At 71.9% G+C, this 23135-nt stretch carries 24 protein-coding genes; 15 read left to right on the forward strand and 9 right to left on the reverse strand.

All coding sequences use genetic code 11. The features are described 5' to 3' along the window. Positions 1-17: 17 nt before the first annotated feature. Genes M8C13_RS25900 through M8C13_RS25935 form a run of 8 tightly spaced genes read left to right on the forward strand, consistent with a single transcriptional unit; the run spans position 18 to position 8272 of the window. A complete protein-coding gene (locus M8C13_RS25900) occupies positions 18-1334 on the forward strand; it encodes a hypothetical protein (RefSeq protein ID WP_252483297.1) in 1317 nt (438 codons plus the stop codon). Further along, a complete protein-coding gene (locus M8C13_RS25905) occupies positions 1334-2632 on the forward strand; it encodes an extracellular solute-binding protein (protein WP_252483298.1) in 1299 nt (432 codons plus the stop codon). Before M8C13_RS25900 ends, M8C13_RS25905 begins: the two co-directional genes overlap by 1 nt. Continuing rightward, a complete protein-coding gene (locus tag M8C13_RS25910) occupies positions 2629-3522 on the forward strand; it encodes a carbohydrate ABC transporter permease (RefSeq protein WP_252483299.1) in 894 nt (297 codons plus the stop codon). Before M8C13_RS25905 ends, M8C13_RS25910 begins: the two co-directional genes overlap by 4 nt. After that, positions 3519-4403, forward strand: coding sequence for a carbohydrate ABC transporter permease (locus tag M8C13_RS25915; protein ID WP_252483300.1), 885 nt, complete (start codon positions 3519-3521; stop codon positions 4401-4403). Before M8C13_RS25910 ends, M8C13_RS25915 begins: the two co-directional genes overlap by 4 nt. Positions 4404-4411: 8 nt before the next feature. Next, positions 4412-5500: an ABC transporter ATP-binding protein gene (locus M8C13_RS25920; RefSeq protein WP_252483301.1), complete on the forward strand. Its 1089-nt coding sequence runs from the start codon at positions 4412-4414 to the stop codon at positions 5498-5500. Further along, positions 5497-6441, forward strand: a complete 945-nt coding sequence (locus M8C13_RS25925; protein WP_252483302.1) for an acetylxylan esterase — start codon at positions 5497-5499, stop codon at positions 6439-6441. The genes M8C13_RS25920 and M8C13_RS25925 overlap by 4 nt, the downstream gene beginning before the upstream one ends. Next, positions 6438-7211 carry an acetylxylan esterase gene (locus M8C13_RS25930; protein ID WP_252483303.1) on the forward strand — a complete coding sequence of 258 codons (774 nt, stop codon included), beginning with the start codon at positions 6438-6440 and terminating at the stop codon, positions 7209-7211. Before M8C13_RS25925 ends, M8C13_RS25930 begins: the two co-directional genes overlap by 4 nt. Then, positions 7208-8272, forward strand: a complete 1065-nt coding sequence (locus M8C13_RS25935; protein WP_252483304.1) for a hypothetical protein — start codon at positions 7208-7210, stop codon at positions 8270-8272. The genes M8C13_RS25930 and M8C13_RS25935 overlap by 4 nt, the downstream gene beginning before the upstream one ends. Here the strand turns inward: M8C13_RS25935 and M8C13_RS25940 are convergent. Then, entirely contained in the window at positions 8256-9089 is an 834-nt protein-coding gene (locus M8C13_RS25940; protein WP_252483305.1) for an LLM class F420-dependent oxidoreductase, read from the reverse strand. The two genes, M8C13_RS25935 and M8C13_RS25940, sit on opposite strands and share 17 nt — an antisense overlap. A 60-nt stretch (positions 9090-9149) precedes the next feature. Here M8C13_RS25940 and M8C13_RS25945 point away from each other — a divergent pair, with 60 nt between their 5' ends. Next, positions 9150-10049 (forward strand): LysR family transcriptional regulator, encoded by a 900-nt coding sequence (locus M8C13_RS25945; RefSeq protein ID WP_252483306.1) that lies wholly within the window; start codon positions 9150-9152, stop codon positions 10047-10049. A gap of 22 nt (positions 10050-10071) precedes the next feature. Then, a complete protein-coding gene (locus tag M8C13_RS25950; RefSeq protein WP_252483307.1) occupies positions 10072-11235 on the forward strand; it encodes an acyl-CoA dehydrogenase family protein in 1164 nt (387 codons plus the stop codon). A gap of 1 nt (position 11236) precedes the next feature. Here the strand turns inward: M8C13_RS25950 and M8C13_RS25955 are convergent, their stop codons facing one another. Beyond that, a complete protein-coding gene (locus M8C13_RS25955; protein WP_252483308.1) occupies positions 11237-11980 on the reverse strand; it encodes a 3-oxoacyl-ACP reductase family protein in 744 nt (247 codons plus the stop codon). A gap of 112 nt (positions 11981-12092) precedes the next feature. Here M8C13_RS25955 and M8C13_RS25960 point away from each other — a divergent pair, with 112 nt between their 5' ends. Further along, positions 12093-12680 carry a TetR/AcrR family transcriptional regulator gene (locus M8C13_RS25960; protein WP_252483309.1) on the forward strand — a complete coding sequence of 196 codons (588 nt, stop codon included), beginning with the start codon at positions 12093-12095 and terminating at the stop codon, positions 12678-12680. Between the two features lie 4 nt (positions 12681-12684). Here M8C13_RS25960 and M8C13_RS25965 read toward each other — a convergent pair whose 3' ends face one another. Then, positions 12685-13161: a DUF2000 domain-containing protein gene (locus M8C13_RS25965; protein WP_252483310.1), complete on the reverse strand. Its 477-nt coding sequence runs from the start codon at positions 13159-13161 to the stop codon at positions 12685-12687. 71 nt (positions 13162-13232) lie between these two features. Here M8C13_RS25965 and M8C13_RS25970 point away from each other — a divergent pair, with 71 nt between their 5' ends. Continuing rightward, positions 13233-13700 (forward strand): Lrp/AsnC family transcriptional regulator, encoded by a 468-nt coding sequence (locus M8C13_RS25970; protein WP_252483311.1) that lies wholly within the window; start codon positions 13233-13235, stop codon positions 13698-13700. On the opposite strand, the gene M8C13_RS25975 is transcribed toward M8C13_RS25970, so the two are convergent. Together M8C13_RS25975 and M8C13_RS25980 are read right to left on the reverse strand one after the other, a co-directional pair. Further along, positions 13697-15778 (reverse strand): discoidin domain-containing protein, encoded by a 2082-nt coding sequence (locus tag M8C13_RS25975; RefSeq protein ID WP_252483312.1) that lies wholly within the window; start codon positions 15776-15778, stop codon positions 13697-13699. The two genes, M8C13_RS25970 and M8C13_RS25975, sit on opposite strands and share 4 nt — an antisense overlap. Before the next feature lie 16 nt (positions 15779-15794). After that, positions 15795-16964 carry an MFS transporter gene (locus M8C13_RS25980; RefSeq protein WP_252483313.1) on the reverse strand — a complete coding sequence of 390 codons (1170 nt, stop codon included), beginning with the start codon at positions 16962-16964 and terminating at the stop codon, positions 15795-15797. 54 nt (positions 16965-17018) lie between these two features. Here M8C13_RS25980 and M8C13_RS25985 point away from each other — a divergent pair, with 54 nt between their 5' ends. Next, entirely contained in the window at positions 17019-17750 is a 732-nt protein-coding gene (locus M8C13_RS25985) for a helix-turn-helix transcriptional regulator (protein WP_252483314.1), read from the forward strand. 1 nt (position 17751) lies between these two features. Here M8C13_RS25985 and M8C13_RS25990 read toward each other — a convergent pair whose 3' ends face one another. From M8C13_RS25990 to M8C13_RS26005, 4 genes are read right to left on the reverse strand one after another with little or no spacing between them, the layout of a single operon-like run. Further along, the gene (locus tag M8C13_RS25990) at positions 17752-18807 is read right to left on the reverse strand and encodes a nitronate monooxygenase family protein (RefSeq protein WP_252483315.1); all 1056 of its coding nucleotides are present in this window, start codon (positions 18805-18807) and stop codon (positions 17752-17754) included. Next, positions 18807-19529 (reverse strand): CoA-transferase subunit beta, encoded by a 723-nt coding sequence (locus M8C13_RS25995; RefSeq protein ID WP_252483316.1) that lies wholly within the window; start codon positions 19527-19529, stop codon positions 18807-18809. The genes M8C13_RS25990 and M8C13_RS25995 overlap by 1 nt, the downstream gene beginning before the upstream one ends. 1 nt (position 19530) lies before the next feature. Continuing rightward, positions 19531-20340: a CoA transferase subunit A gene (locus M8C13_RS26000; protein WP_252483317.1), complete on the reverse strand. Its 810-nt coding sequence runs from the start codon at positions 20338-20340 to the stop codon at positions 19531-19533. Between the two features lie 14 nt (positions 20341-20354). After that, positions 20355-21098 carry an enoyl-CoA hydratase family protein gene (locus M8C13_RS26005; protein ID WP_252483318.1) on the reverse strand — a complete coding sequence of 248 codons (744 nt, stop codon included), beginning with the start codon at positions 21096-21098 and terminating at the stop codon, positions 20355-20357. An 80-nt stretch (positions 21099-21178) separates the two neighbouring features. Here M8C13_RS26005 and M8C13_RS26010 point away from each other — a divergent pair, with 80 nt between their 5' ends. Both M8C13_RS26010 and M8C13_RS26015 read left to right on the forward strand, forming a co-directional pair. Next, positions 21179-21955 (forward strand): SDR family oxidoreductase, encoded by a 777-nt coding sequence (locus M8C13_RS26010; RefSeq protein ID WP_252483319.1) that lies wholly within the window; start codon positions 21179-21181, stop codon positions 21953-21955. Next, positions 21952-22860 carry an SDR family oxidoreductase gene (locus M8C13_RS26015; RefSeq protein ID WP_252483320.1) on the forward strand — a complete coding sequence of 303 codons (909 nt, stop codon included), beginning with the start codon at positions 21952-21954 and terminating at the stop codon, positions 22858-22860. The genes M8C13_RS26010 and M8C13_RS26015 overlap by 4 nt, the downstream gene beginning before the upstream one ends. Positions 22861-23135 lie beyond the last annotated feature (275 nt).

Raw genomic sequence — 23135 nt, forward strand, 5'->3', positions numbered from 1 at the left:
CGGCGGCGAGGTGGGTCATGGAAACGGTGCTGGGGCTGGTCTTCCACGCCCACGGGCTGGCGGCCTTCCGCGCGGCCGCGGGCACCCTCGCCGGGGTCCGCCTGGAATGGGTCACCTACCAGCGGGAGGCCGAGATCCGGCCCGCGGTCGCGCAACTGCTGGCCAGCCGGCACATCGACGGCCTGCTGCTGGGCCTGGTGCCCTACACCGAATGCCGCGACCTGCTGCCGCCCGAGCTCCAGATCGCGGTCACCAAACCGGTCGCACTCGACCTGGCGCTGATGTTCTGTCGCGCCCAGGCCCGCGGCTGGCCGCTCACCCCGGCCAGCATCGACACCTTCGACACCGAGACCGTGGACGAGGTCGCCGCCGCGCTCGGCGCCGACCGCGACCGGATCGCCGTGCTGCCCTACGCCACCACCAGTTCCGCCGCCGAGATCACCGCCTTCCACCGCGAGTTCCAGGACAAGGAGCCAGGGGCCTGTGTGCTGACCCTGCGCACCGCGGTGGCCCGCGAACTGGGCGGGACCCGGCTGGTCACCACTGACCAGGTGGTCTCCACCATCCGGGCCCGGCTGCACGAGCTGGTGCTGCGCATCGAGTCCGAGCGGGCCAACGCCCAGCGCTTCGCCGCCGGGGTCTTCCTTCTGTCCACAAGGGACGGTGCGGTGGACCTGGATCGGGCCCGGGTGCGGCTGCTCAACCTGCTGGTGCAGACCAGCGACTTCGCCGACGCCTGGATCGAGAACCGGGACCGGCGCGGCGTGGTGGTCTTCGCCCACCACGCGCTGTTCGAGCGGATCACCGACCACTGGGTGTCGGTGCCCGTCCTCGCGCACGCCGAGGCCGCGCTGGGTTTCCGGGTGGTGGCCGGGTTCGGGGTCGGCGCCTCGGCCCGCAACTGCGTGCTGCTGGCCGAACGCGCCGCCGCCCGCGCCGAGGCCGAGGGCGTCTCCTGCGGCTACCTCATCGAGGACAGCGGCGTGATCATCGGGCCGATGGGCCGGTCCCAGCCCGCGCTGGCCTTCGCCTACCGGGCGCACACCGCCGAGCTGGAGGCCCTGGCCCGCGGCGCCGGGCTCAGCACGGTCACCCTGTCGCGGCTGGCCGCGCTGGAGAAGACCTTGCACGGCAAGGCGATCGCGCCCAGCGACCTGGCCGACTCGCTGGGCATCACCGATCCCAGCGGCCGCAGGCTGATCCGCAAGCTGCTCGCCTCCGGGCTGGTCCACTCCGACGGCACCGCGCAGAACCACCGCAAGGGCCGCCCGACCCGGCTGTACCGGCTGGCCATCGCGGCGGCGGTCGAGGCGGTCCGGGGAAGGGAGTCGTGATGGGGACCTCCCGCCGCACCCTGCTCACCGCGGCCGCCGCGCTACCCCTGCTCGGCGCCTGCGGCGGGACCCGCGCGCGCACCGGCGCGGTCCGCTTCGAGGGCTGGGACTACGAGGCGAGTCTGGTGCAGCAGAACCTGGACAGCTTCGGCCGGGCCAACCCGGACCTGCGGATCGAGTACACGCCGATCACCAGCTCGCAGTACGTGCGCAAGGTGGTCGCCGAGTTCACCGGAGACAACGGGCCGGACGCGCTGTACTGCTACGACGACTCCCTGGCCAGCTGGGCGGAGGCCGGCTACCTGCAACCCCTGGACGGCCTGCCCGGCGTGGACGAGGTGTACCAGGGGCTGTACGAGTCGAACGCGAAAGCCTTGACCTACCAGGGAAAGCGCTACGGGCTGCCCTACTACACCGACTCGCACGGCCTGCTCTACAACGCCGAACTGCTCGCCAAGGCCGGGATCAACACGCCACCGGCCAGCCTGGGCGAGCTGGAAGCCCAGGCCCTGCGGATCAAACAGGCCGGGATCCTGCGCTACCCCATCGGTTTTCCCGCCCAGCTCTCCGACACCTGGGCCAGCTGGACCTGGTCGCTGCTCTACGCCAGCGGCGGCACCCCGTTCACCGACGACCTGCGGCCCAACGCCGCCCGCGATCCGGCGGTGCGCGCGGTGCTGGACTGGGTGCGGCGCGCGGCCACCGTCAGCAAGGTCATCGACCCCGCCTCCCTGCAACAGACCCCGGTGCCGCTGGACAACGCGTTCATGGCCGGGCAGTACGCCTTCACCATCGGCGCCCGCTACGCCGTGCGCGCCTACAACGACCCGGCCCGCTCCAAGATCGCCGGGCGGGCTGAGCTCGGTTACGTGCCCAGCCTGGACGGGCGGCGGCTGGGCACCGTGGGCAACACCCGGATGTACTGCCTGGCCGCGCACACCCAGGTCAAGGAGCAGGCCTACCGGCTGCTGCGCTACCTCGGCGGCTACAACGAGCATGGGGTGCCGGTCACCGCCCGGTTCTGGTTCCTCAAACGCGGTCTCGGCTTCGCCTTCCGCGCCCTGGAACGGGATCCGGAGATCACCGCCGAGCTGGCCCGCTTCACGGACCCCGCCGTCTACTCCGGACTTGCCGCGATCGCCAAGTCCCGCAACGTGCTCTCCGTGCCCTGGTACGCCGAGTACGAGCACGGCATGCAGAAGACCATGCAGCGGCTGCTCACCGACCAGAGCGACGCCGCCGAGGCGGCCACCGCACTGGATGACAGCGCGGGCCTGCTCGCCCGGAGGTACTCGTGAGCCGCAAGCCCTGGAGCGACACCGCCCGCGGCTACGCCATGAACGCCCCGGCGCTGCTGGCCCTGCTGCTGCTGGTGGCCTACCCGATCGGCTACTCGTTCTGGGTGAGCCTGCACCGGGACAACCTGGCCCAGCCCTCGGTGCGCAAGTTCATCGGCCTGGACAACTATCTGTCCCTTGTGGACGATCCCGCGTTCCTGCGCTCGCTGGCGGTCTCCGCGCTGTTCGTGCTCACCGTGGTCGGCGCCACCGTGCTGCTCGGCCTGGCCATGGCCTTGGTGCTCAACGAGACCTTCTTCGGCCGGGGTGTGCTGCGCAGCCTGGTGCTGCTGCCCTGGGCGATGCCCGGTGTGGTCAACGGACTCATGTGGCGCACCGTCTTCGACGCCAAGACCGGCGCGCTCAACGGACTGCTCACCGACCTCGGCTGGATCGAGGAGTACCAGGCCTGGCTGTCCTCGGCCACCGGCGCGTTCCTGCTCACCGCCTTCGCCCAGGTCTGGAACACCCTGCCGTTCGCGGTGATCATCCTGCTGGCCGGGCTGTCCACCATCCCCGGCGAGCTCTACGACGCGGCCACGGTGGACCGGGCCGGGCCCTGGCAGCGCTTCCGCGAGGTCACCCTGCCCTGGCTGCTGCACCCGCTGCTCATCGTGCTCATCCTGGAGACGATGAACGCCTTCCGCGCCTTCGACACCATCTACGTGCTCACCGGCGGCGGACCTGGCGATGCCACCGGCACCGTCGCCCTGCTCACCGTGCAACGCGTGCTCGGCTACACCGACGTCGGCCTGGGCAGCGCCTACGCCTGGGTGATCACGCTGATCACCATGGTGATCTCGGTCGGCTACGTCGGGCTGCTCTACCGGCGAGGGAGCTTCGAGGTATGACCAGAGTCCCGCTCCGCCACCGGATCCCGTGGCGCAAGATCCTGGTCTCCGTGCTGGCCCTGGTCTTCGCCGCCTACCTGGTGCTGCCGTTCTACTGGATCGTCGCGATGAGCTTCATGACCGAGGCCGAGGCGAACTCCCTGCCCCCGCAGTGGATCCCGGAACATCCGACCCTGGAGAACTACCGCGCCTTCGTCGATCCCACCGCCGCGCAGGCCCTGGTCGGCTCGCGTGCGGTGAAGGAGACCCCGTTCGCGCTGGGCAACAGCCTGCTGGTGGCCACGCTGACCGCGCTGCTCAACCTGCTGCTCGCGGTCTTCGCCGCCTACTCCTTCTCCCGCATCCGCTTCCGCGGCAGCCGGGTCCTGCTGGTCCTGTACCTGGTCACCAGGATGGTGCCGGGGGTGGCCATCATCGTGCCGTTCTACCTGCTGATGCGGCAGCTGGACCTGCTGGACACCTACTGGGCGCTGATCCTGTCCTACACCACCTTCGCGCTGCCGGTGACCATCTGGGTGCTCAAGGACTTCTTCCGCGCGGTGCCAAGGGAACTGGAGGACGCGGCCAGGGTCGACCGCTGCGGGTGGTTGCGCACCATCTGGTCGGTGGTGCTGCCGATCTCCGCGCCCGGACTGGTCGCCGCCGCGGTGTTCTCCTTCATGACCGCCTGGAACGAGTTCATGTTCGCGCTGTTCCTCACCAGCACCACCGCGGCCAAGACCATGCCGGTGATCGCGGCCAACTTCGCCACCGACCTCAACACCCAGTTCACCGTGATGGCCGCCTCCGGTGTGCTCGCCGTGCTGCCCCCGCTGGTGCTGGTGCTCATCTTCCAGCGGCTCATCGTGGCGGGCATGGCCGCCGGTTCGGTCAAGGGATAGGAGGGCCGATGGCCGAGGTACGCCTGGACGCGGTGCGCAAGGAGTTCGGCCGCGCCACCGCCGTCGACGACCTCACCCTCACCGTGCGGGACCGGGAGTTCCTGACCCTGGTCGGCCCGTCCGGCTGTGGCAAGTCCACCACGCTGCGGATGATCTGCGGCCTGGAACGGCCCAGCGGCGGCGAGATCTACTTCGACGACCAGCCCGTCGGCTACCTGCCCGCCAACAAACGCGATGTGGCCATGGTGTTCCAGAGCTACGCGCTCTATCCACATCGGACGGTGGCGCAGAACATCGGGTTCGCGCTGAAGATGATGCGGGTGCCGAAACCGGTGGTGGCGGAGAAGGTGCGGGTCGCGGCCGAGGCACTGGGCATCACCGACCTGCTCGACCGCAAACCCCGCGAGCTCTCCGGCGGGCAGCGGCAGCGGGTCGCGCTCGGCCGGGCCATCGTGCGCGAGGCCGGGGCCTACCTCCTGGATGAGCCACTGTCCAACTTGGACGCCCAGCTGCGGGTGCACATGCGCGCGGAGATCAAACGCCTGCACGCCGACCTGGCCCGCACCTTCATCTACGTCACCCACGACCAGGTCGAGGCGATGACCATGTCCGACCGGATCGCGGTGCTGGCCGGTGGGAAGCTCCAGCAGTGCGCGCCACCGGAGGAGATCTACCAGCGCCCGGCCAACCGGTTCGTGGCCGCGTTCATGGGCAGCCCGCCGATGAACCTGCTCTCCGGCGAGGTCCGGGACGAGGACGGGGTGCGCCGGTTCCGCGGCGGGGGAGTGGTGCTCGACCTGCCCCCGGCCGCCGCCGGCCTGCCGACCGGCGCGGTGGACCTGGGCATCCGGCCGGAGCACGTGCGGATCGCCGACCTGCCCAGGCCCGGTTACCTGCCGGGGCGGGTGTTCGTGGCCGAGTTGCTCGGCTCCGACGTGCTGGTCACCGTCGAGGTCGGTGGCACCCTGGTGAAGGCCAGGGTGCCCGCGCCGTTCCTGCTGCGCCAGGACAGCTTTGTGCACATCGGACTCGACCCGGCCGAGATCCACCTGTTCGCGACCGAGGACGGCCGCGCGCTGATGAGAGGACGACCGTGACCGCCACCAACACGGCCCGGGACCCGGCCAACGCGGTGATCACCGTGCCCAGGCCGCCGGACTTCACCGAGTTCTGGGCCGGGACCCTGGACAGCCTGCCCGACCCCAACCCCACCCTGGCCCACCTGCCCTCGCTGTCCACTGACACGGTGGCCGTGTTCGACCTGCGCTACACCAGCTACCAGGACGTCGAGGTCGCCGCCTGGTACGCGGTGCCCCGCGCCGAAGGCCGGGTTTTCCCCGGCCTGGTCACGATTCCCGGCTACATCAGCGAACCGGACGTGCCCCGCCACTGGGCCGAGCTCGGCTACGCCACCCTTTCCGTGGCCCCGCGCGGGAAACTCCGCTCCAACGCGGTGGTCAACCCCGGCTATCCCGGCCTGCTCACCCACCACATCGTCGACCACCACACCTACGGCTACCGCGGTTTCTACGCCGATGTGATCCGCGCCCTGGACGTGCTCGCCGCCCGCCCCGAGGTCGACGCGCAACGGATCGGCGTGCAGGGCTCCAGCCAGGGCGGCGGACTCGGCATCATCAGCGCCGCGCTGCGCCCCGGCTTGGTGCGCTGCTTCGCCGCGGGCGCGCCGTACCTGTGCGGCATCTGGGAGGCCACCAAACTCACCCATTCCTATCCGTACGAGGAGATCACCGAGTACCTGCGGGTGCACCCCGAGCACGCCGAGGCCATCCAACGCTCGGTGGCCTACTACGACGGCCTGAACTTCGCGCCGCTGGTGCGCTGCCCCTCCTACGTCTACCTCGGCCTGGAGGACGACGTCTGCCCGCCGGAGACCGGGTTCGCGGTGTTCCGCGCGCTGGGCGGGGACAAGGTCCTGGACACCTACCAGGGCTGCGCGCACCACGCCGGACTGCACTGGGTACGCGCCAAGTTCGAGGCCTTCCTCGCCCGGCACCTGAACCCGGAGGCGGTGGCATGACCGAGTTCGACGCCTACTGGCAGGCCGTGGACGCCGAACTGGCCGAGGTCCCGGCCAGTCCCGTGCTCACGCCGGTCCCAGCTCGGTCCACAGTGGACTTCACCGCCTACGACGTGCGCCTGACCAGCATCGGCCCGTACCGGATCTTCGGTTACCTCAGCGTGCCCACCGGCCGCGGCCCGTTCCCCGCGGTGCTGGAGACCCCGCGCTACGGCAGCGTCAACCAGCCGCCGCACTACCGGGACCGGTTGCGCTACCTCACCTTCACCGTGATGCACCGCGGTCAGCGCCTGGCCGACGAGCCCTTCCAGGCCGCCTACCCCGGCCTGGCCACCCTCGGCATCGAGAACCCATTGTCCTTTGTGTACCGGGGAATAGTCGCCGACTGCCTGCGCGGCGCGGAGTTCCTGCTGAACCGCCCCGAAACCGACCCGGCCAGGGTGGCGGTCACCGGCGACGACCTGGCCCTGCTCACCGCCGCCCGCCGGCCTCGGTTCACCGCCGTGCGCAGCTCAGGGCCACCCGAGGTCGAACCCGAGATCGCCGATCACCTGCGCCTGCACCCGGACCAGGCCGAACGGATCCGGCACACCCGGTCCTTCTTCGACCCCGACCGGCACGCCGGGTCGATCACCGCCTACGTCCTGCGCGTCGGCAGGGACTACCGGCTCACCCACCGGGACGCGGTGGACGACGCGGCACTGGACTCCTGGCTGGCCGGACAGCTCGGCGTGACCCCGATGCCGAAGTTCGGCCTGGTCCCGCGATGACCTACCACGACCTCGGCATCCGGCCGGTGATCAACGCCGCCGCCACCCTGACCGCCCTCGGCGGCTCGGTGCTCGCGCCCCCGGTGGCGGCCGCGATGACCGAGGCCGGGCGGCACTTCATCGACCTGGCCGAACTGCACCGCACTGTCGGCGACCGGCTTGCCGAGCTGACCGGCAACGAAGCCGGGTACGTCACCTGCGGAGCCTGGGCGGGGACCGTGCACGCGGTCGCCGCCTGCCTGGTCGGCACGGACCCCGACCTGGCCCTGCGGCTGCCGGACACCAGCGGGCTCGCCCGGGACGAGATCGTGGTGTTTCCCGCGCAGCGCAAGGGATACGAGGAGGCGGTGCGGCTCACCGGGGCCAAGCTGAGCAGTGAGATCGGGCCGCGCACCGCGGCGGTGCTCTGGTACGCCGGACCGCGGTTCGCCGACGGGGCACCGGAACTGGCCGAGGTGGTGGCCACCGGGGTGCCGGTGATCGTGGACGCGGCCGCGCAGATCCCGCCGATCGCCAGCCTGTGGCGGCACACCGTGGAGCTCGGCGCCGCGGCGGTGGTGGTCAGCGGTGGCAAGGGGTTGCGCGGACCGCAGTCCTCCGGGCTGGTGCTGGGCAGGCGGTCGGTGATCGAGGGCTGCCGGGTCAACGGCTCACCACACCACGGGGTCGGGCGCGGGATGAAGGTGGGCAAGGAGGAACTGCTCGGACTGCTGGCGGCAGTGGAGTGGACCCTCGCCCAGGACGAGACCGCGATGCTGGCCGGGTACGAGGCGGTGGTGGACCGGTGGCTGGCCGGGCTGGCCGGGCTGGCCGGAGTGGCCGGAGTGGAGCGCGGCTATCCCAGTGAGGCCGGACAGCCGCACTCCAGGGTGATCGTCCACATCGGACCGGATCGGGACCGGGTGGTGGCCCGGTTGCTGGCCGGGGACCCGAGGGTGGCGGTGGGGGTGCTGGGGGAGCAGGCGATCGCGCTGAACCCGCAGACCGTCGCCGAGGACGAGGTGGAGCCGGTGCTCGCGGCGGTGCGGCGGGTGCTGACCGCGATCAGCCCAGCTTGCTGAACTCTTCCATCTCCCTGGTGATCTCCGCCGGTCCTGCCCCCTCGGTCGGGAACAGCACCAGCTCGTCCACGCCCAGCTCGCGGTAGACCTCGGCCTCGGCCCGGGTCGGCGGCGTGGGGGACTGGACCAGGTGGACGCGCAGGCGGCCCAGGCGTTCCGGTCGCTCCACCTGGTCCGCGGCCTTGCGCAGGCCGTCCAGGCTGCGGCGCAGGTCATCAGCACTCCCGGCCACGCCGAACCAGCCGTGGCCACGGGAGACCGCGCGGCGGTAGGCGGCCGGGCTGTGACCGCCGACCACGATCCGCTGGCCTGCGGGCTTCGGGTGGGCGTCCACGTTGGCGAACTTGGCGAACTTGCCGTCGAAGGAGGGCGAGGGCTGCGTCCACAGCGCGTGCATCGCGTCCAGGTACTCATCGGTGCGAGCGCCGCGCTCGGCCATCGGCACGCCCACCGCGGTCATCTCCGGCTCCAGGTAGCCCGCGCCGACACCCAGGGCGAACCGGCCGCCACTGAGGTGGTCCAGGCTGGCGACCTGCTTGGCCAGCACCAGCGGGTTGCGCTGCGGCAGGATGACGATCGCGGTGCCCAGCTGCAACCGCTCGGTCACCGCGGCGACGAAGCTCAGGTGCACCAACGGGTCCAGGATCGGATCCTGGGGGTTCATCGGGACGTCAGCGGTCGCCGGGCTGGGCAGCACCACGTGGTCACTGGCCCACCAGCCGCGGAAACCCAGGTCCTCGGCCAGCCGCGCCAGCCGGGTCGTCTCCGCCGGGCCCACCGTCTTTCGCAGGTTCAGGCCCTGCACGCTCAGATCCATGCCGCCATCCTCTGTGCGATTTCCCACCGCGTCCAAGACCTGTTGTTATAGCCTGTTGCTATGGAGCCGCACCTGCGTGATCTGCGCTACTTCGTGGCCGTCGCGGAAGAGCTGAGCTTCACCAGGGCGGCCACCGACCGGCTGTTCATCGCCCAGCCCACGCTCAGCCGCCAGATCCGGCAGCTGGAGACCCAGCTGCGGGTCGAGCTGTTCGACCGGGACCGCCGCACCGTCGCGCTCACCCCGGCGGGCTCGGCGCTGCTGCCGCTGGCCAGGGAGATGCTGGCGCAGTGGGAACAGGCCAGGCGGCAGGTCGGCGAGGCGGCCACCTGCTGTGACACCGTGCTCACCGTCGGCTTCCAGACCCGGATCGGCCGCGGCCTGATCCCCACCGTCACCGCGCGGCTGGGCGCGGTGCTGCCGCAGTGGCGGCTCAGCTTCCGGCAGGTCAGCTGGACCGACCCGGCGGCCGGCCTGCTGGACGGGCAGACCGACGTGGCCATCGGCTGGCTGCCGGTGCCGCCGAACGCCGGCCTGTCCTGGAAGGTGGTCAGCACCGAACCGCTGTGGGCCGCCCTGCCACCCGGCCACCGTCTGTCTACTTCGGACAGTGTGTCGTTCGCCGAGCTGGCCGGGGAGCCGTTCGTGGCGCTGCCCGCGGCCGCCGGGCCGCAGCGGGACTTCTGGCTGGGCACCGCGCACCGGGACCGGCCGGCGCTGATCGGGGTGGAGGCGGCCACCGCGGAGGAGAGCTTCGAGGCGGTCGCCGCCGGACTCGGCGTCAGCCTGCTCGCCGCGGGCAACGTCGAGCTGTACCAACGGCCGGAGGTGCGCTGCCGCCCGGTCACCGGCCTGCCGCCCGCCCAGCTGGCGGTGATCTGGCGGGCCGAGGACGACCGGGAGGCGGTCCGGGTCTTCGCCGACTCCTGTGTGCACTGCCTGTGCCAGCAGGCAGCCTGACCGAGGCGACTGGGGGGACACCATGACGAGCGCGGCCGAACTGCTGGCCCGGGCGGCCGAACTGCGGCCGCTGATCAGCGACAACGCCGAGCGGGGTGAACGGGACCGGCGGATCCCGGCGGAGACCCTGGAGGCGCTGGTCTCGGCCGGGCTGTTCCGGCTGGTCCAACCGAAGGCCTACGGCGGGCACGAGCTGTCCATGACCGAGCTGCTGGAGATCTGCGCCACGGTCGCCGAGGCCGACGGCGGCACCGCCTGGGTGCTGACCCTGTGCAACACCGGGGCCTGGATCGCCGGACTCTTCCCCGAGCGGGCGCAGGAAGAACTGTGGGGCGCGGACCCGGAAGCGCTGATTTGCGGCGCCCTGCCGCCGACCTCGACCAGCCGCAAGGTCGACGGCGGGCACCGGCTCACCGGTCGCTGGTACTGGAGCTCCGGGTCCTGGCACGCGAGCTGGGCGCTGCTGGGCCTGCCGCTGACCGACGACTCCGGCGCGGTGGTGGACCAGGGAATCGCCCTGGTGCCCAAGGCGGAACTGGGGTTCGAGGACACCTGGGACATGGCCGGGATGCAGTCCACCGGCAGCAACTGCCTGATCGCCGAGGACGTGTTCGTGCCCGCGCACCGCATCGTCTCCCTGCCCCAGGCGGTCCGCGGTGAGCTCGGCGTGCACCACCCCCGCTACCGCGCCGGTTTTGGCGCTACGCTGACCCTGGTGCTCACCGCCCCGCAGCTGGGCATGGGCCGGGCCGCGCTGCGCATCGTGCGCGCGGCCGCGGACACCAAGGCCGTCGCCACCACCACCTACGCCCGGCAGACCGACTCGGTGGCCTTCCAGCTCCAGCTCGCCGAGGCCGCCACCCGCATCGACACCGCGCACCTGCACACCTTCCGGGCCGCGGCCGACATCGACGACGCCGCCGCGCGAGGTGTCCAGCCGGACCCGGTGACCAAGGCCAGGGTCCGGGCGGACACGGTGTGGGCGATCGAGCAGGTGCGCCAGGCGATCGAGCTGCTGCTGACCGCGCACGGGGCCAGCGGGTTCGCGCACAGCAGTGCGCTGCAACGGATCTGGCGGGACTCCGCGGTCGCCGCCCGGCACGCGGTCGCGGTTCTCCCGGTGGGGCTTGAGGTCTACGGCAAGGCGCTGCTGGGCCGGGAGGACCAGATCACGCCGGTGCTGTGACTCAGGCCCCGTAGCCGCCGTCGACGTCCAAGCTGGTGCCGGTGATGAAGCTGGACTCGGGACCGGCCAGGTAGGCCACGAAGCTGGCTACCTCCTCGACGTTTCCGAAGCGCGGCAACGCCATCAGGCCGCGCATGGAGTCGGCGTGCGGGCCGTCGGCCGGGTTGCCCTCGGTGTCCACCGGGCCGGGCTGCACGTTGGTCACGGTGATGCCGCGCGGGCCGAAGTCGCGGGCCAGGCCCTTGGTCAGGCCGTCGATGGCGGCCTTGGCCGCGGCGTAGACCGAGCCGCCGGGCACCGGGATGCGGTCGCCGTTGATGCTGCCGATGGTGATGATCCGCCCGCCCTCGCGCAGGTGCCGGCTCGCGGCCAGCACGGCCACGAACACCGCGCGCACGTTGACCGCGAAGGTGCGGTCGAAGTCGGCCACGGTCAGCTCGTCCACGGTGGCCCAGCGGCCACCGCCGGCGTTGTTGACCAGGATGTCCAGCCCGCCGAACTCGGCCACGGTCTGCTCGACCGAGGCCACCACCTCCGCTTCGGAGGCCGAGTCCGCCTTGATCGCCACCGCGCGCCCGCCCGCCTCGGTGATGGTGTCCACCACCTGCCGCGCCCGCTCCGGCGAGCTGGCGTAGGTCAGCGCGACCGCCGCGCCCTCCTTGGCCAGGCGGATCGCCACCGCCGCGCCGATGCCCCGCGAACCGCCCGTCACCAACGCGACCCGTCCCGCCAGCTGCTGTGCCATGCCGTGCTCCCCATCATTGTTTATCGGTCGGTACACATTTAAGGCTGGCGGCCGGACGCGGTCAAGCCTATTCTGTACCGAGTGGTATCCGTTACGGTGACGGAGGTGCGCGATGCCCGCCGGACGACCCCGGGAGTTCGACGTGGACGCGGGACTGGACGCCGCGCTGCGGGTGTTCTGGCGGCAGGGCTACGAGGGCGCCGCGCTGACCGGCCTGACCGAGGCGGTCGGGGTCAACCGGCCCAGCCTGTACGCCGCCTACGGCAACAAGGCCGAGCTGTTCCGCCGCGCGCTGGCGCACTACACCGAGCACTACGCCACGCACATGCGCGAGTCGCTGGCCCAGCCGACCGCGCGGCGGACCGCCGAGGTGTTCCTGCGCGGCGCGGTCCGGGTCACCACGGCCACGGGCTGCCCGCGGGGCTGCCTCGGCGTGCAGGGCGCGCTGGCGGTCGGCCCGGACCACGACGGCATCCGGCAGGAACTGCTGGACTGGCGGCGGGACGGCGAACGCGCGCTGGCCGAACGCTTCCGCGCCGACGGCGAGATCGCGTCCACAGTGGACTGCGCTGACCTCGCCCGCTACGTCAGCGCGGTGGCCTTCGGCATCTCGGTGCAGGCCGCGGGTGGCGCGGGCCGGGCGAAGCTGAACCGGGTGGTGGACCTGACGCTACGGGCCTGGGACGGCATGGTGGCCTGAAACCTCAGCGCAGCAAGGGAAGTCCGCCGACCAGCTTGTCCACCCGGTTGCGCGGCCCCACCAGGGCCAGCGCGCGGTAGCGGATGTCCTCGGCGGCCAGGGTGGCCAGCGCGTCCTGGTACTCGTCGTAGACCCGGCCGTTCTGCGCCACCTCGGACATGTCGGCGACGAGCACGTCCTGCCAGTCCTGCGCCTTGGCCCGGATCCGGCTCAGCCGTTCGGCGTCGGCGGCCAGGATCGGGCAGCCCAGCCAGGGCAGTCCGGCGTGCACGCTGCCCGCGCCGTCCTTCGTGTCCGGGCCGAGCACGTTGGGCAGGGCTCGGCCGATCACCGCGCCCAGGCAGGCGGTGGCGTTGGCGATCAGGCCGATGGGCAGCTCGGGATCGACGGCCATGACCCACTTGATCCGGGTCTGCCGGGTGGACTGGTCGGTGCGCAGTTCTTCGGTGACCAGCTCAGCTGGCGTGACAAGTGCGGACATAAGACAGGATGCTAGGCACTCACGCGGTAGGATCGCTGCTCAATCGAACTTAATTCGGAGAGAAGCCGACAATGGACAGGCTCGACGAACTAGATCAGGCGCTGCTGCGGGAACTCCAGCGAGATGGTCGGCGCACCAACCGCGAACTGGCCGCGGCCACCGGCGTCTCCCCGTCCACCTCGCTGGAACGGGTCCGCGGCCTGCGCGAGCGCGGCGTGATCCGCGGCTTCCGCGCCGAGCTCGACCTGGACAAGATCGGCCGTCCGGTGCAGGCCCTGATCGCGGTCCGGCTGCGCCCGCCGTCCCGCCCGCGCATCGAGGCCTTCCGCGAGTGGGTCACCGGGCTGCCGGAGACGGTCGGCGTGTTCGTGGTGACCGGCGGCGAGGACTTCCTGATCCACGTCGCGGTCCCGGACAACCACAGCCTGTACGCCTTCGTGATCGACCGTCTCACCGAGCGGCCTGAGGTGGCCGACGTGCGCACCAGCGTGGTCTACGAACACATCCGCAGCGCGGTGGTCGACCCCGCCGAGAGCTAAGGCGCGCGCCAGGACTGGAAGGCGGTCAGACCGAAGGCGGCGCCGGGCCTTGGCGTGCCGACCACTCGCAGGGCGGTCGTTTCCAGGGGTGGGAAGGTGATCCGGGTGAGGTCGTTGCCGATCGGGGTGGCCGGGGCGCGGTGTTGGGTAGGGATGTCCTGCCAGCTGCCGTCGGAATGGCGGTGTTGCAGGGCGAAGGCCGCTGGGGGCTGGACGCCGCCGCGGTCGTCGTAGAAGTACAGGCGGACGTCGGAAACCGTGGTGGGGCGGCCGAAGTCGATGGCCAGCCAGTCCTGCGGGTTGGCGGAGCGGTAGCTGGTCCAGCGGGTGGTGGGCACGTCCAGGAAGTGGTTCTGGCCGTCGTTGGCGCGGCGGGGTTCGTCGCCGGGGTTGGCGTAGGAGGCGGTGGCGGCGGGGTGGCCCTGGCCGGTGGGGTTGGCCGCGTCGTCCACCAGGTGCGGCAGGGGCTGGCGGGAGCCGTCGGGGACGGGGACGCGGAGCGGGCCGGGTGTGGGGCGGGTGGCGACCAGTTTGCCGTCGAGGTAGACGCGGAAGCCCTTGCCCTGCTGGTACTTCGTGCCGTCCTTGTCCCACAGCACGGTGAGGTTGCGGCCGTGGTAGGGCAGGTTCTCCAGGGCGAAGTGGGTCCAGTCGGCCGGGGTCAGCGGGTGCAGCAGGACCGAGCTGTCCGGCTGCGGGCGGACGCCGAGCAGGCCGGAGAGCACCAGATCGGTGTAGGTCGAGTGGTTGTAGTCCTGGCTGTGGCCCGGCGTGTCGTACATCCACTGTGGACGGTCGGGGTGGTGCGCCTCGGCCACGTGCGGGCGGCCGTTCTTGTACTGGGTGAGGGCGTAGCGGCGCAGCGCGGTGTAGTAGTCGTCCTTGTCCACAATGGACTGGCGGGGGTAGTCGATGAGCAGGTTGGCCAGGCCGGTCAGCGTCTGGCTGGTGGCGTAGGGCCAGCTCGGGCCGTCCCAGCGGCAGCAGCCCCGGTCCGCCTCGTGCATGAACCAGCGGCTGCGCCGTTCCACCGTGGGCGGGCCGTAGGGGGCGTCAAAACCCTGCGGGTCGGTGAGCTGCGCCCAGGCCGGGGCGTTCGCGGCCGGGGCGGTGTGGAAGGCCCAGGGGACGAAGCCGATCTGCTCGCGGTCGGCGATCTTGCGGCGGTCCGGGTTGTCATCCCGCATGACGTGCTTGTAGAAGGCCGAGTTCGCGTCCCACAGCCATTTTTCCTGTGCGGCGGACAGCTCGCGGGCGCGCTGGGTGAAGTAGGCGGCCGTGGTGTGGTCGCCGGTGCGGCGGGACAGCGCGGCGATCGCGCGGGCGTCGGCGATCTGGTAGGTGTTGAGCGTGGGGCGGAAACCGTCGCCGCCGTGGTACGGATCGGGGCTCTGGTAGGAGCTCGCGGTGTACTCCATCGCGTCCCACACCGGGGTCTGCCAGTACAGGCCGGTCCCGGTGTCGAACTGCGGCGACCAGCGGTCCCAGTGACGGCGCAGCTCCGGCAACAGGCCGGTGGCGAACCGCCAGTCCCCGGTGACCGAGGCCCGCGCCACGGTCGCGTCGGCCAGCCAGCTGGAGTACTGGTGCGCCCAGTCGGTGGTGTTCTTGTTCAGGAACTCGGTGGCGGGTTTGGGTCCCGCGCCGCTGCCGCGCAGCCAGTAGCGCAGGTAGTCGTCCAGGTAGCGGGTGTCGCGCAGCCAGCGGCCCTCGTAGACGTGATGCCCGGCCGCGGCCACGATCCCACCGTTGGGCGCGGAGTAGCCGACCGGGCCGAGGAACTCGCTGACCAGCCAGCCCTCCCGCGGGCCGGTGTTCCTCAGCGCCTCCTGGAAGACCTTCCACCGGTAGTAGTAGATCTCCTGCACCTGGGCGTCCGGCAGGTCCACGAACGGGATGTTCGCCTTGAACCAGCCGGGTTCCGGCAGGTCGCCCAGCAGCCGGTCCTGGTCCAGGAAACGGGTCCCCGCGCCCACCGCCGGGTACGGGTCGGCGGCCGGGGTCGCGTGGCCGGGGCTCGTGCCGAGGCCGAGTGCGAGGCAGGCCGTCAGCACGAGCGCGGCGGAACGTCGTGGCATGACTGGGATTCTGGCGTTACCGGGTGCCGACCGGGTCCTGGTGGCCGACAACGGTCAGCCCCGGTTCGGGCAGGCGGCGGCCCAACAGCCAGGCCGCGGCGGGCAGCACGGCCAGCAAGGCCAGGGTGAGCTGCAGCGAGGTGGCGTCGGCGAGCAAGCCGAGCAGCGGGGCGAACGCGCCGCCCGCGCTGACCGCCAGGCCGAGGGTGACGCCGCTGGCGGTGCCGATCCGGTTCGGCAGGTAGTCCTGGCCCAGCGTGACGTGCAGCGAGAACGGCACCGCCAGGGCGAGCGCGGTGGCCGCGACAAAGGCGTACAGCGCCGGACCCGGCACCAGCGCGATCCCGGCCACGGCGGGAACCGCTGCCGCGTAGGCGATCCGCAACACCCGCACCCGGCCCCAGCGACGGGCCAGCCTGCCGCCGAGCACGGTGCCCACCGCGCCACCGGCGTAGAGCACGGCCAGCGCGGCCGCGCCCGCCGCAGGGCTCGCGTGCACCCGTTGCAGCACGAACAGGCCGAGGAAGGTGCTCAGGCCGAGGTAGCCGATGGAGCGGAGCACGACGATGGCGGACAGGGTGCGGAAGGCCGGCCAGTTGTCCTTGCCCGGCTTGGCCGCGCGCGTGCCCGGCGCGGGGGAGTGCTTGCCCAGCAACGGAAGCGTGGCCAGCAGGCCGATCGCGGTGAGCACCAGCAGCAGCGGGGCCGCCCGCAGGCCGCCGATGGCCAGCACCGGGGCGGCCAGGAGCGGGGCGAGGGCGAAGCCGATGTTGCCGCCGACGGAGAAGGTGCTCATGCCGACCGGGTCGCCGCCGGTGATCGCGCGGGCCAGCCGGGCCGCCTCCGGGTGGTAGGCGGCCACGCCCAGCCCGCTCAGCGCGACCGCGGCGAAGGTCAGCGGGTAGGTCTCCACCAGCCCGGCCAGTGCGATGCCGAGCCCGGCCAGCACCAGGCCCGCCGGGGCCAGCCAGGGCAGCGGGCGGCGGTCGGTCCACAGCCCGAACAGCGGCTGCACCACCGAGGACAGCAGGCTCGCGGCCAGCGCCAGCCCGGCGACCGCGAAGTAGCCGTAACCCCGTTCGGCGACCAGGAACGGCACCAGCACCGGTACCGCGCCCTGGAACAGGTCGACGCTGCCGTGCCCGGCCGCCAGCAACAGCGTGGGCACCCGTGGTGAAGTCCGCATGGCCCCAAGCCTGATCCGCGCGGAGTCGGCGTGCTTCCGATAAACTGCCAGACAATGTCGAAATCCCGCCACATGCCGGTGGCGCCGACCACACACCGGGAACTGGCCGCGGGGTCGGGCATCGACCCGCACCGGCACGACGACAACCAGATCCACTACGCCGCCACCGGGGTGCTGGCGGTGACCACCGACGCCGGTCGCTGGCTGGCCCCGGCTACCAAGGCGCTGTGGGTGCCTGCCGGGGTGACCCACGAGCACCGGGCGTACGGGCGGATCGAGCTGCACCTGATCGGCCTGCCGGTCACCCAGAACCCGCTGGGGCTCACCCAGCCCGCGGTGCTCGCGGTCGGGCCGCTGCTGCGCGAGGTGATCATCGCCTACACCGCCATGACCGGGGACACCCCGGAACGGCGGCGGCTGCTGGCGGTGCTGCTGGACCAGCTCCGGCGCTCGCCGCAGGAGCCGATCCGGTTGCCGGCCGCGCGCGATGCCCGGCTGGCCGCGGTGTGCGCGCGGCTGCACGCCGACCCGGCGGACGCGCGCACGCTCGGGGAGTTCGGCGCGGAGATCGGGGCCAGTGAGCGGACGCTGTCCCGGTTGTGCCGGGCGGAGCTGGGCATGTCCTTCCCGCAGTGGCGGACCCAGCTGCGGTTGCAGCACGCGCTGATGCTGCTGGCCGAGGACCTGCCGGTGACCACGGTGGCGCACCGCTGCGGCTGGGCCACCCCGAGCGCGTTCATCGACGTCTTCCGCCGCGCCTTCGGGCACACGCCCGGCCGCGGCTGACCTACCGGCCGTCCAGGCAGGCCACCCGCGCCAGGGTGGACCGGGCCTCGGTGACCAGGTTCTCGATCAGCTCGGCGCAGGTGGGCAGGTCCTCGAGCAGGCCCACCACCTGCCCGGAGGCGAGCACCCCGGCGGCGGTGTCGCCCTGGACCAGCCCGGCCCGCAACAGCATCGGCGTGTTCGCGGCCATGACGGTCTGCGCCCAGCTGAGCTTCTTGTTGTGCCGCAAGGCGATGCCGTCGCGGAACAGGGTGCGCCAGCTCTGGCCGGTCAGCCTGCGGAACCGGCGCGCGTTGCCCAGCGCCCGGAGCAGGCCGCGCAGGTTTCCGTGCTGCTCCAAGCGGTCGATGAGGTCGGTGCGCAGCACCCGGTGCGGCAGGCCGTCGACCTTGTGCGTGACCACGGTGCCGTTGAGGTCGTGTGCCAGGTACTGGCGTTTCACCGCCGCCGGCACCGGGCTCTCCTGGGTGAGCAGGAACCGGGTGCCCATCGCGATGCCCGCCGCGCCGTAGCACAGCGCCGCGGCCAGGCCCCGGCCGTCGAAGAAGCCGCCGGCCGCGATCACCGGGATGTCCACCGCGTCCACCACCGCGGGCAGCAGCAGGGTGGTGGCGATGCCGCCGGTGTGGCCGCCGCCCTCGTTGCCCTGCACCAGCACCGCGTCCGCGCCCCAGCCCGCGACCTTGCGCGCGTGCCGGGCCGCGCCGACCGAGGGGATCACCACGACCCCGGCCTGCTTGAGCTTGGCGATCAGCTCGGGTTTCGGGGCCAGCGCGAAGGAAGCGACCCGGACCTGTTCCCGGATCAGCAGCTCCACCCGCTGCCCGGCGTCGTGTGCGTCGGCGCGCAGGTTGACCCCGAACGGCTGTGCCGTGCGGGCGCGGGTCTCCCGGATCGCCTGCGCCAGCTCGGGGTAGGTCATGGTGGCGGAGGCCAGGATGCCCAGGCCGCCCGCGTTCGCGGTGGCCGACACCAGCCGCGGACCGGCCACCCAGCCCATTCCCGTCTGCACCACCGGATACCGCACGCCGGTCAGCCGGGTCAGCGCGGTGTCCATCACGGCACCTCGCGGTCGCGCCGGGCCTGCGGGTCGAGCCGCCGGATCAGCGCGATCTCGTGCTCCTCCGGGCGGCGGGTCTCGGTGACCTCGCTGGTGTCCAGGGGGAAACCGGTCTGTGCCAGCACTTCCTCGACGGTGACGCCGGGGTGGGTGGAGCGCAGCCGCAGGGTGCCGCCGGGGCCGGTGAGGTCGAGCACGGCGAGGTTGGTGACCACCCGGTGCAGGTCGTGGAAGCGGCCGGGGTCGCGGTTGGTGCCGACGCCGGAGACCACGTCCACCTCGGGCACGAACACCCTCGGGCTGTGCCGGGGCACCCAGTAGCTGGTGCGGTGGTTGACCGTGTTGCCGGGCGCGCCGCGCACGCCGAGCAGCTGGCGGACTGGCCGGTCGTGCGGGCCGATACAGGAGATGTTCTGGTTGCCGTGCCGGTCCAGCTGGTTGGCGCCCATCACCACGTGCCTGCGGCCGTACGCGACCACGTCGAAGACCCTGCGGTAGGGCAGCCAGCCCTCGGCGGGCGCTGACTCGCCGAGGGCTGGCGCCTCGGCGAGCAGAGTCGCCTCGCCGTCGCTGAGTAACAGGTCGGGGGCGGTGGTGCGGCGGGCCAGGCGGGCGCCCAGGGTCGGGATCAGGCCCATCGGGCTGGCCAGGATCTCGCCGTCGTCGCGGAACAGGTCGGCGCAGGCGGCCACGCACACCTCGGCCCTGGTCGCGGTCATCTCAGTCCTCCCGCAGATAGCTGTCCACAAAGGACTCCCAGCTCTGTTCCCGCGCCGCGGTCGCGTAGGCGCGCTGGGCCTGCTCGTCGCGGTCGTAGTCCGGCACGCAGCTGGTGAAGCCCGCGCCGCCGGGGGACTCGACCACGCCGTCGACCATCATCCGGTTGAGCAGCAACCCTTGTGGCGGCCCGGCGGCCACGAGTGCCGCGGTGTCCACGACCCGCTCGCAGGAGAGGTAGCGGCGGGTGGCGGCCAGGCAGAACAGGTCGTCGAAGTAGGGGTCGGGGCCGAGGTAGCGGGCGTTGCCGTGCGGGTCAGCCAGGTTGAGGTGCACCAGCGCGGCATCCAGCGGCAGGGCGGGCATGGCGAGCAGTTCCTCGCCGGTGTAAGGACATTCGACCAGGCGCAGGTCCGGGTTGAGGCGGAGCACGTCGGAGGCCAGGCCGGCGCGGATCGGCAGGAACGGCAGCCGGTGCCCGGCCGCGCGCAGCCCGGTCTGCAGCATGCCTTCGTCCACTTCGGACACTTCGAGGCCGCCGCGCTGGCGGACCTGCTGGAACCACGGGTCGTAGAGGATGGAATCGAGCGAGACGAACCCGTAGACCGCCCTGCGCACCTTGCCCGCCGCGCACAGCATGCCCAGGTCGGGGCCGCCGTAGGAGACCACGGTCAGGTCACGCAGCGGGGACCGCAGGATCGCCTTGACCAGCGCCATCGGCTTGCGGCGCGACCCCCAGCCGCCGATCCCGACGGTCATCCCGTCGGCCAGCTCACCGACCACCTGCTCGGCGGTCATCCGCTTGTCCCGCACAGTGATCCTCCCGTTCAGCCGCGGTCCAGGAAGGCGGCGCGGGCCTCGTCCGCGGCCCCGGTCAGGTTCAGCTCGAAGGTGAAGCCCTGCTCGTAGCGGTAGCTGCGGTGCACCGGCTGCGGGTCGATCCCGTTGATCGCCTCCTTGGCCCGCCGGATCACCCGGGGATCCTTGGCCGCGATCTCCCGCGCCACCACCAGCGCCGCCTCGTCCAGCTCCGCGCGCGGCACCACCCGGTACACCGAACCGTGGTGTAGCAACGCCTGCGCGTCGATCCGCGCCGCGGTGAAGTACAGCGCCCGCATCAGGTGCTGCGGCACCAGCCGCGCCAGATGGGTCGCCGCGCCCAGCGCGCCCCGGTCCACCTCCGGCAGCCCGAAGCTGGCATCCTCGGCCGCCACCACGACATCGGCGTTCCCCACCAGCCCGATCCCACCACCAAGGCAGAACCCCTGCACCGCCACCACCACCGGCACCGGGCAGTCGTACACCGCGCCGAACGCGGCCGCGCACCCCCGGTTCACCCCGATGATCGCCGCCCGGTCCGGATCGGCCTGGAGCTCCTTGAGATCCACCCCCGCGCAGAACCCGCGCCCCTCCGCGCGCAACACCACCACGTGCGTCGCCGGGTCCCGACCCGCCTCGGCAATGGTGTCGGCCAGGTCCTGCCACGCCCGCGCGGGCAACGCGTTGACCGGCGGAAAGTCCAGTGTCACAACGGATATCGAGGTCTCGGCCGCGTTCCGGGTGATGCCCATGGCGCCTTCTTCCAAACCTAGCAATTGCTTGGTACGTTAACAGCAAGCCCGGCGCCCGGCCTACCCCCGGAGGTGGCGCGGTGGACCTGTCCCTTGCTGGCCGAGTAGTCCTGATCACCGGCGGAGTGCGCGGTGTCGGCGCCGGAATCACCCGGGCGTTCCTGTCCGCGGGCGCCCAGGTGGTCACCTGCGCCCGCCGCCCACCCGATCGGCCGATCCAGGAAGCGGGCCGGACACCCGAACACCTGCCCTGTGACGTCCGCGACCCAGCCCAGGTGGAGACCCTCGTCGACTCCATCACCCGCCAGCACGGCCGCCTGGACATCCTGGTCAACAACGCCGGCGGTGCCCCGTTCGCCATGGCCGCCGAGGCCTCGCCGCGGTTCCACGCCAAGGTGGTCGAGTTGAACCTGTTGGCCCCACTGCTGGTATCCCAGGCCGCCAACCGGGTGATGCAGGAGCAGGACGGTGGGGGCACGATCGTGATGGTGAGCAGCGTCAGCGGCAGACGAGCCAGCCCCGGAACAGCGGCCTACGGCGCGGCGAAGGCGGGCATCGACAACCTCACCGCCACCCTGGCGGTCGAGTGGGCCCCCAAGGTCAGGGTGAACGCCCTGGCCGTCGGCATGGTCCGCACCGAGCTGTCCCACCTGCACTACGGCGACGAAGCGGGTATCGCCGCGGTGGGCCGCACCGTCCCCCTTGGCCGCCTGGCCGACCCAGCGGAAATCGGTTCCTGCGCGGTATTCCTGGCCTCCCCCCTGGCGTCCTACGTCAGCGGCGCTACGCTCCCGGTGCACGGCGGAGGTGAGTCCCCGGCCTTCCTGTCGGCAAGCACCTCCCGGGAGGTTCCATGACCCCGCTGTGCCACAACCGCGTCGTCATCGTCACCGGCGCAGGCAGAGGCCTGGGCCGCGCGCACGCCCTGGCCTTCGCCCAGGCCGGAGCCAGGGTCGTGGTCAACGACGCCGGCGTGACCCTCAACGGCCTGGGCGCCAACACCGGCCCCGCCCAGCAGGTGGTCAAGGAGATCACCGCCCTGGGCGGCCAAGCGGTGGCCAACACCGAGGACATCGCCGACTGGCAAGGCGCCCTGCGACTCATCCGCGCCGCCGTGGAATCCTTCGGCCAGCTGGACGTCCTGGTGAACAACGCGGGCTTCCTGAGAGACCGAATGCTGGTCAACATGGAAGAACACGAGTGGGACGCGGTAATCCGGGTCCACCTCAAAGGCCACATGGCCCCCCTCCGCCACGCCGCCGCCTACTGGCGCTCCGAACACCGAGCAGGCCGCCCCCTCGCCGCCAGGGTCATCAACACCAGCTCCGGCGCAGGTCTACTGGGCAGCGTAGGCCAGGGCAACTACTCGGCGGCCAAGGCGGGAATCGCGGGCCTGACCACGGTCGCGGCAGCGGAACTGGCCCGCTACGGCGTGACGGTGAACGCGATCGCCCCCGCCGCGAGAACCCGGATGACGGAGTTGGCCTTCGCGGAAACCATGGCCGCGCCAACGGAAGCGGAGTTCGACGCGATGGCACCGGAGAACGTGTCACCGCTGGTGGTGTGGCTGGGGAGCGAGGCGTCGGGGGAGGTGACCGGGCGGATGTTCGAGGTGGAGGGCGGCCGGATCGGGGTCGCGGACGGGTGGCGGCACGGGCCGTTCATCGACCGGGGCTCGCGGTGGCCGGTGGAGGAGGTGGGGGAGGCGGTGCAGCGGTTGCTGGCGGCGAGTCCCGCGCCCGCACCGGTTTACGGGACTTGATCAGGACAAGAGCGACCGCAGGGCGAAGCCCGCGAACCAGCGACGGGCTGGCTTTTCGAAAACCTGTCCGAAGTCTTGAGGTTCCCCATGCCCGTCAACCTGGAGAAAACTAACCACATCCCAGCGAGCAGACGCGCACAGCAACCGCCGCCAACGCCACGCCACGTGACGGCGGCTGCTCGCTGGGATGTGGTTCGATTTCGGAAGGTTGACGGGCATGGGGAATCTCAAGACCCGCTTGCGTCTCTGCCTTTGACTTTGACTTTCCCCCCATG

Origin of the sequence: Crossiella sp. SN42, from assembly GCF_023897065.1 — a bacterium.
In the GTDB taxonomy this organism is placed as follows: domain Bacteria; phylum Actinomycetota; class Actinomycetes; order Mycobacteriales; family Pseudonocardiaceae; genus Crossiella.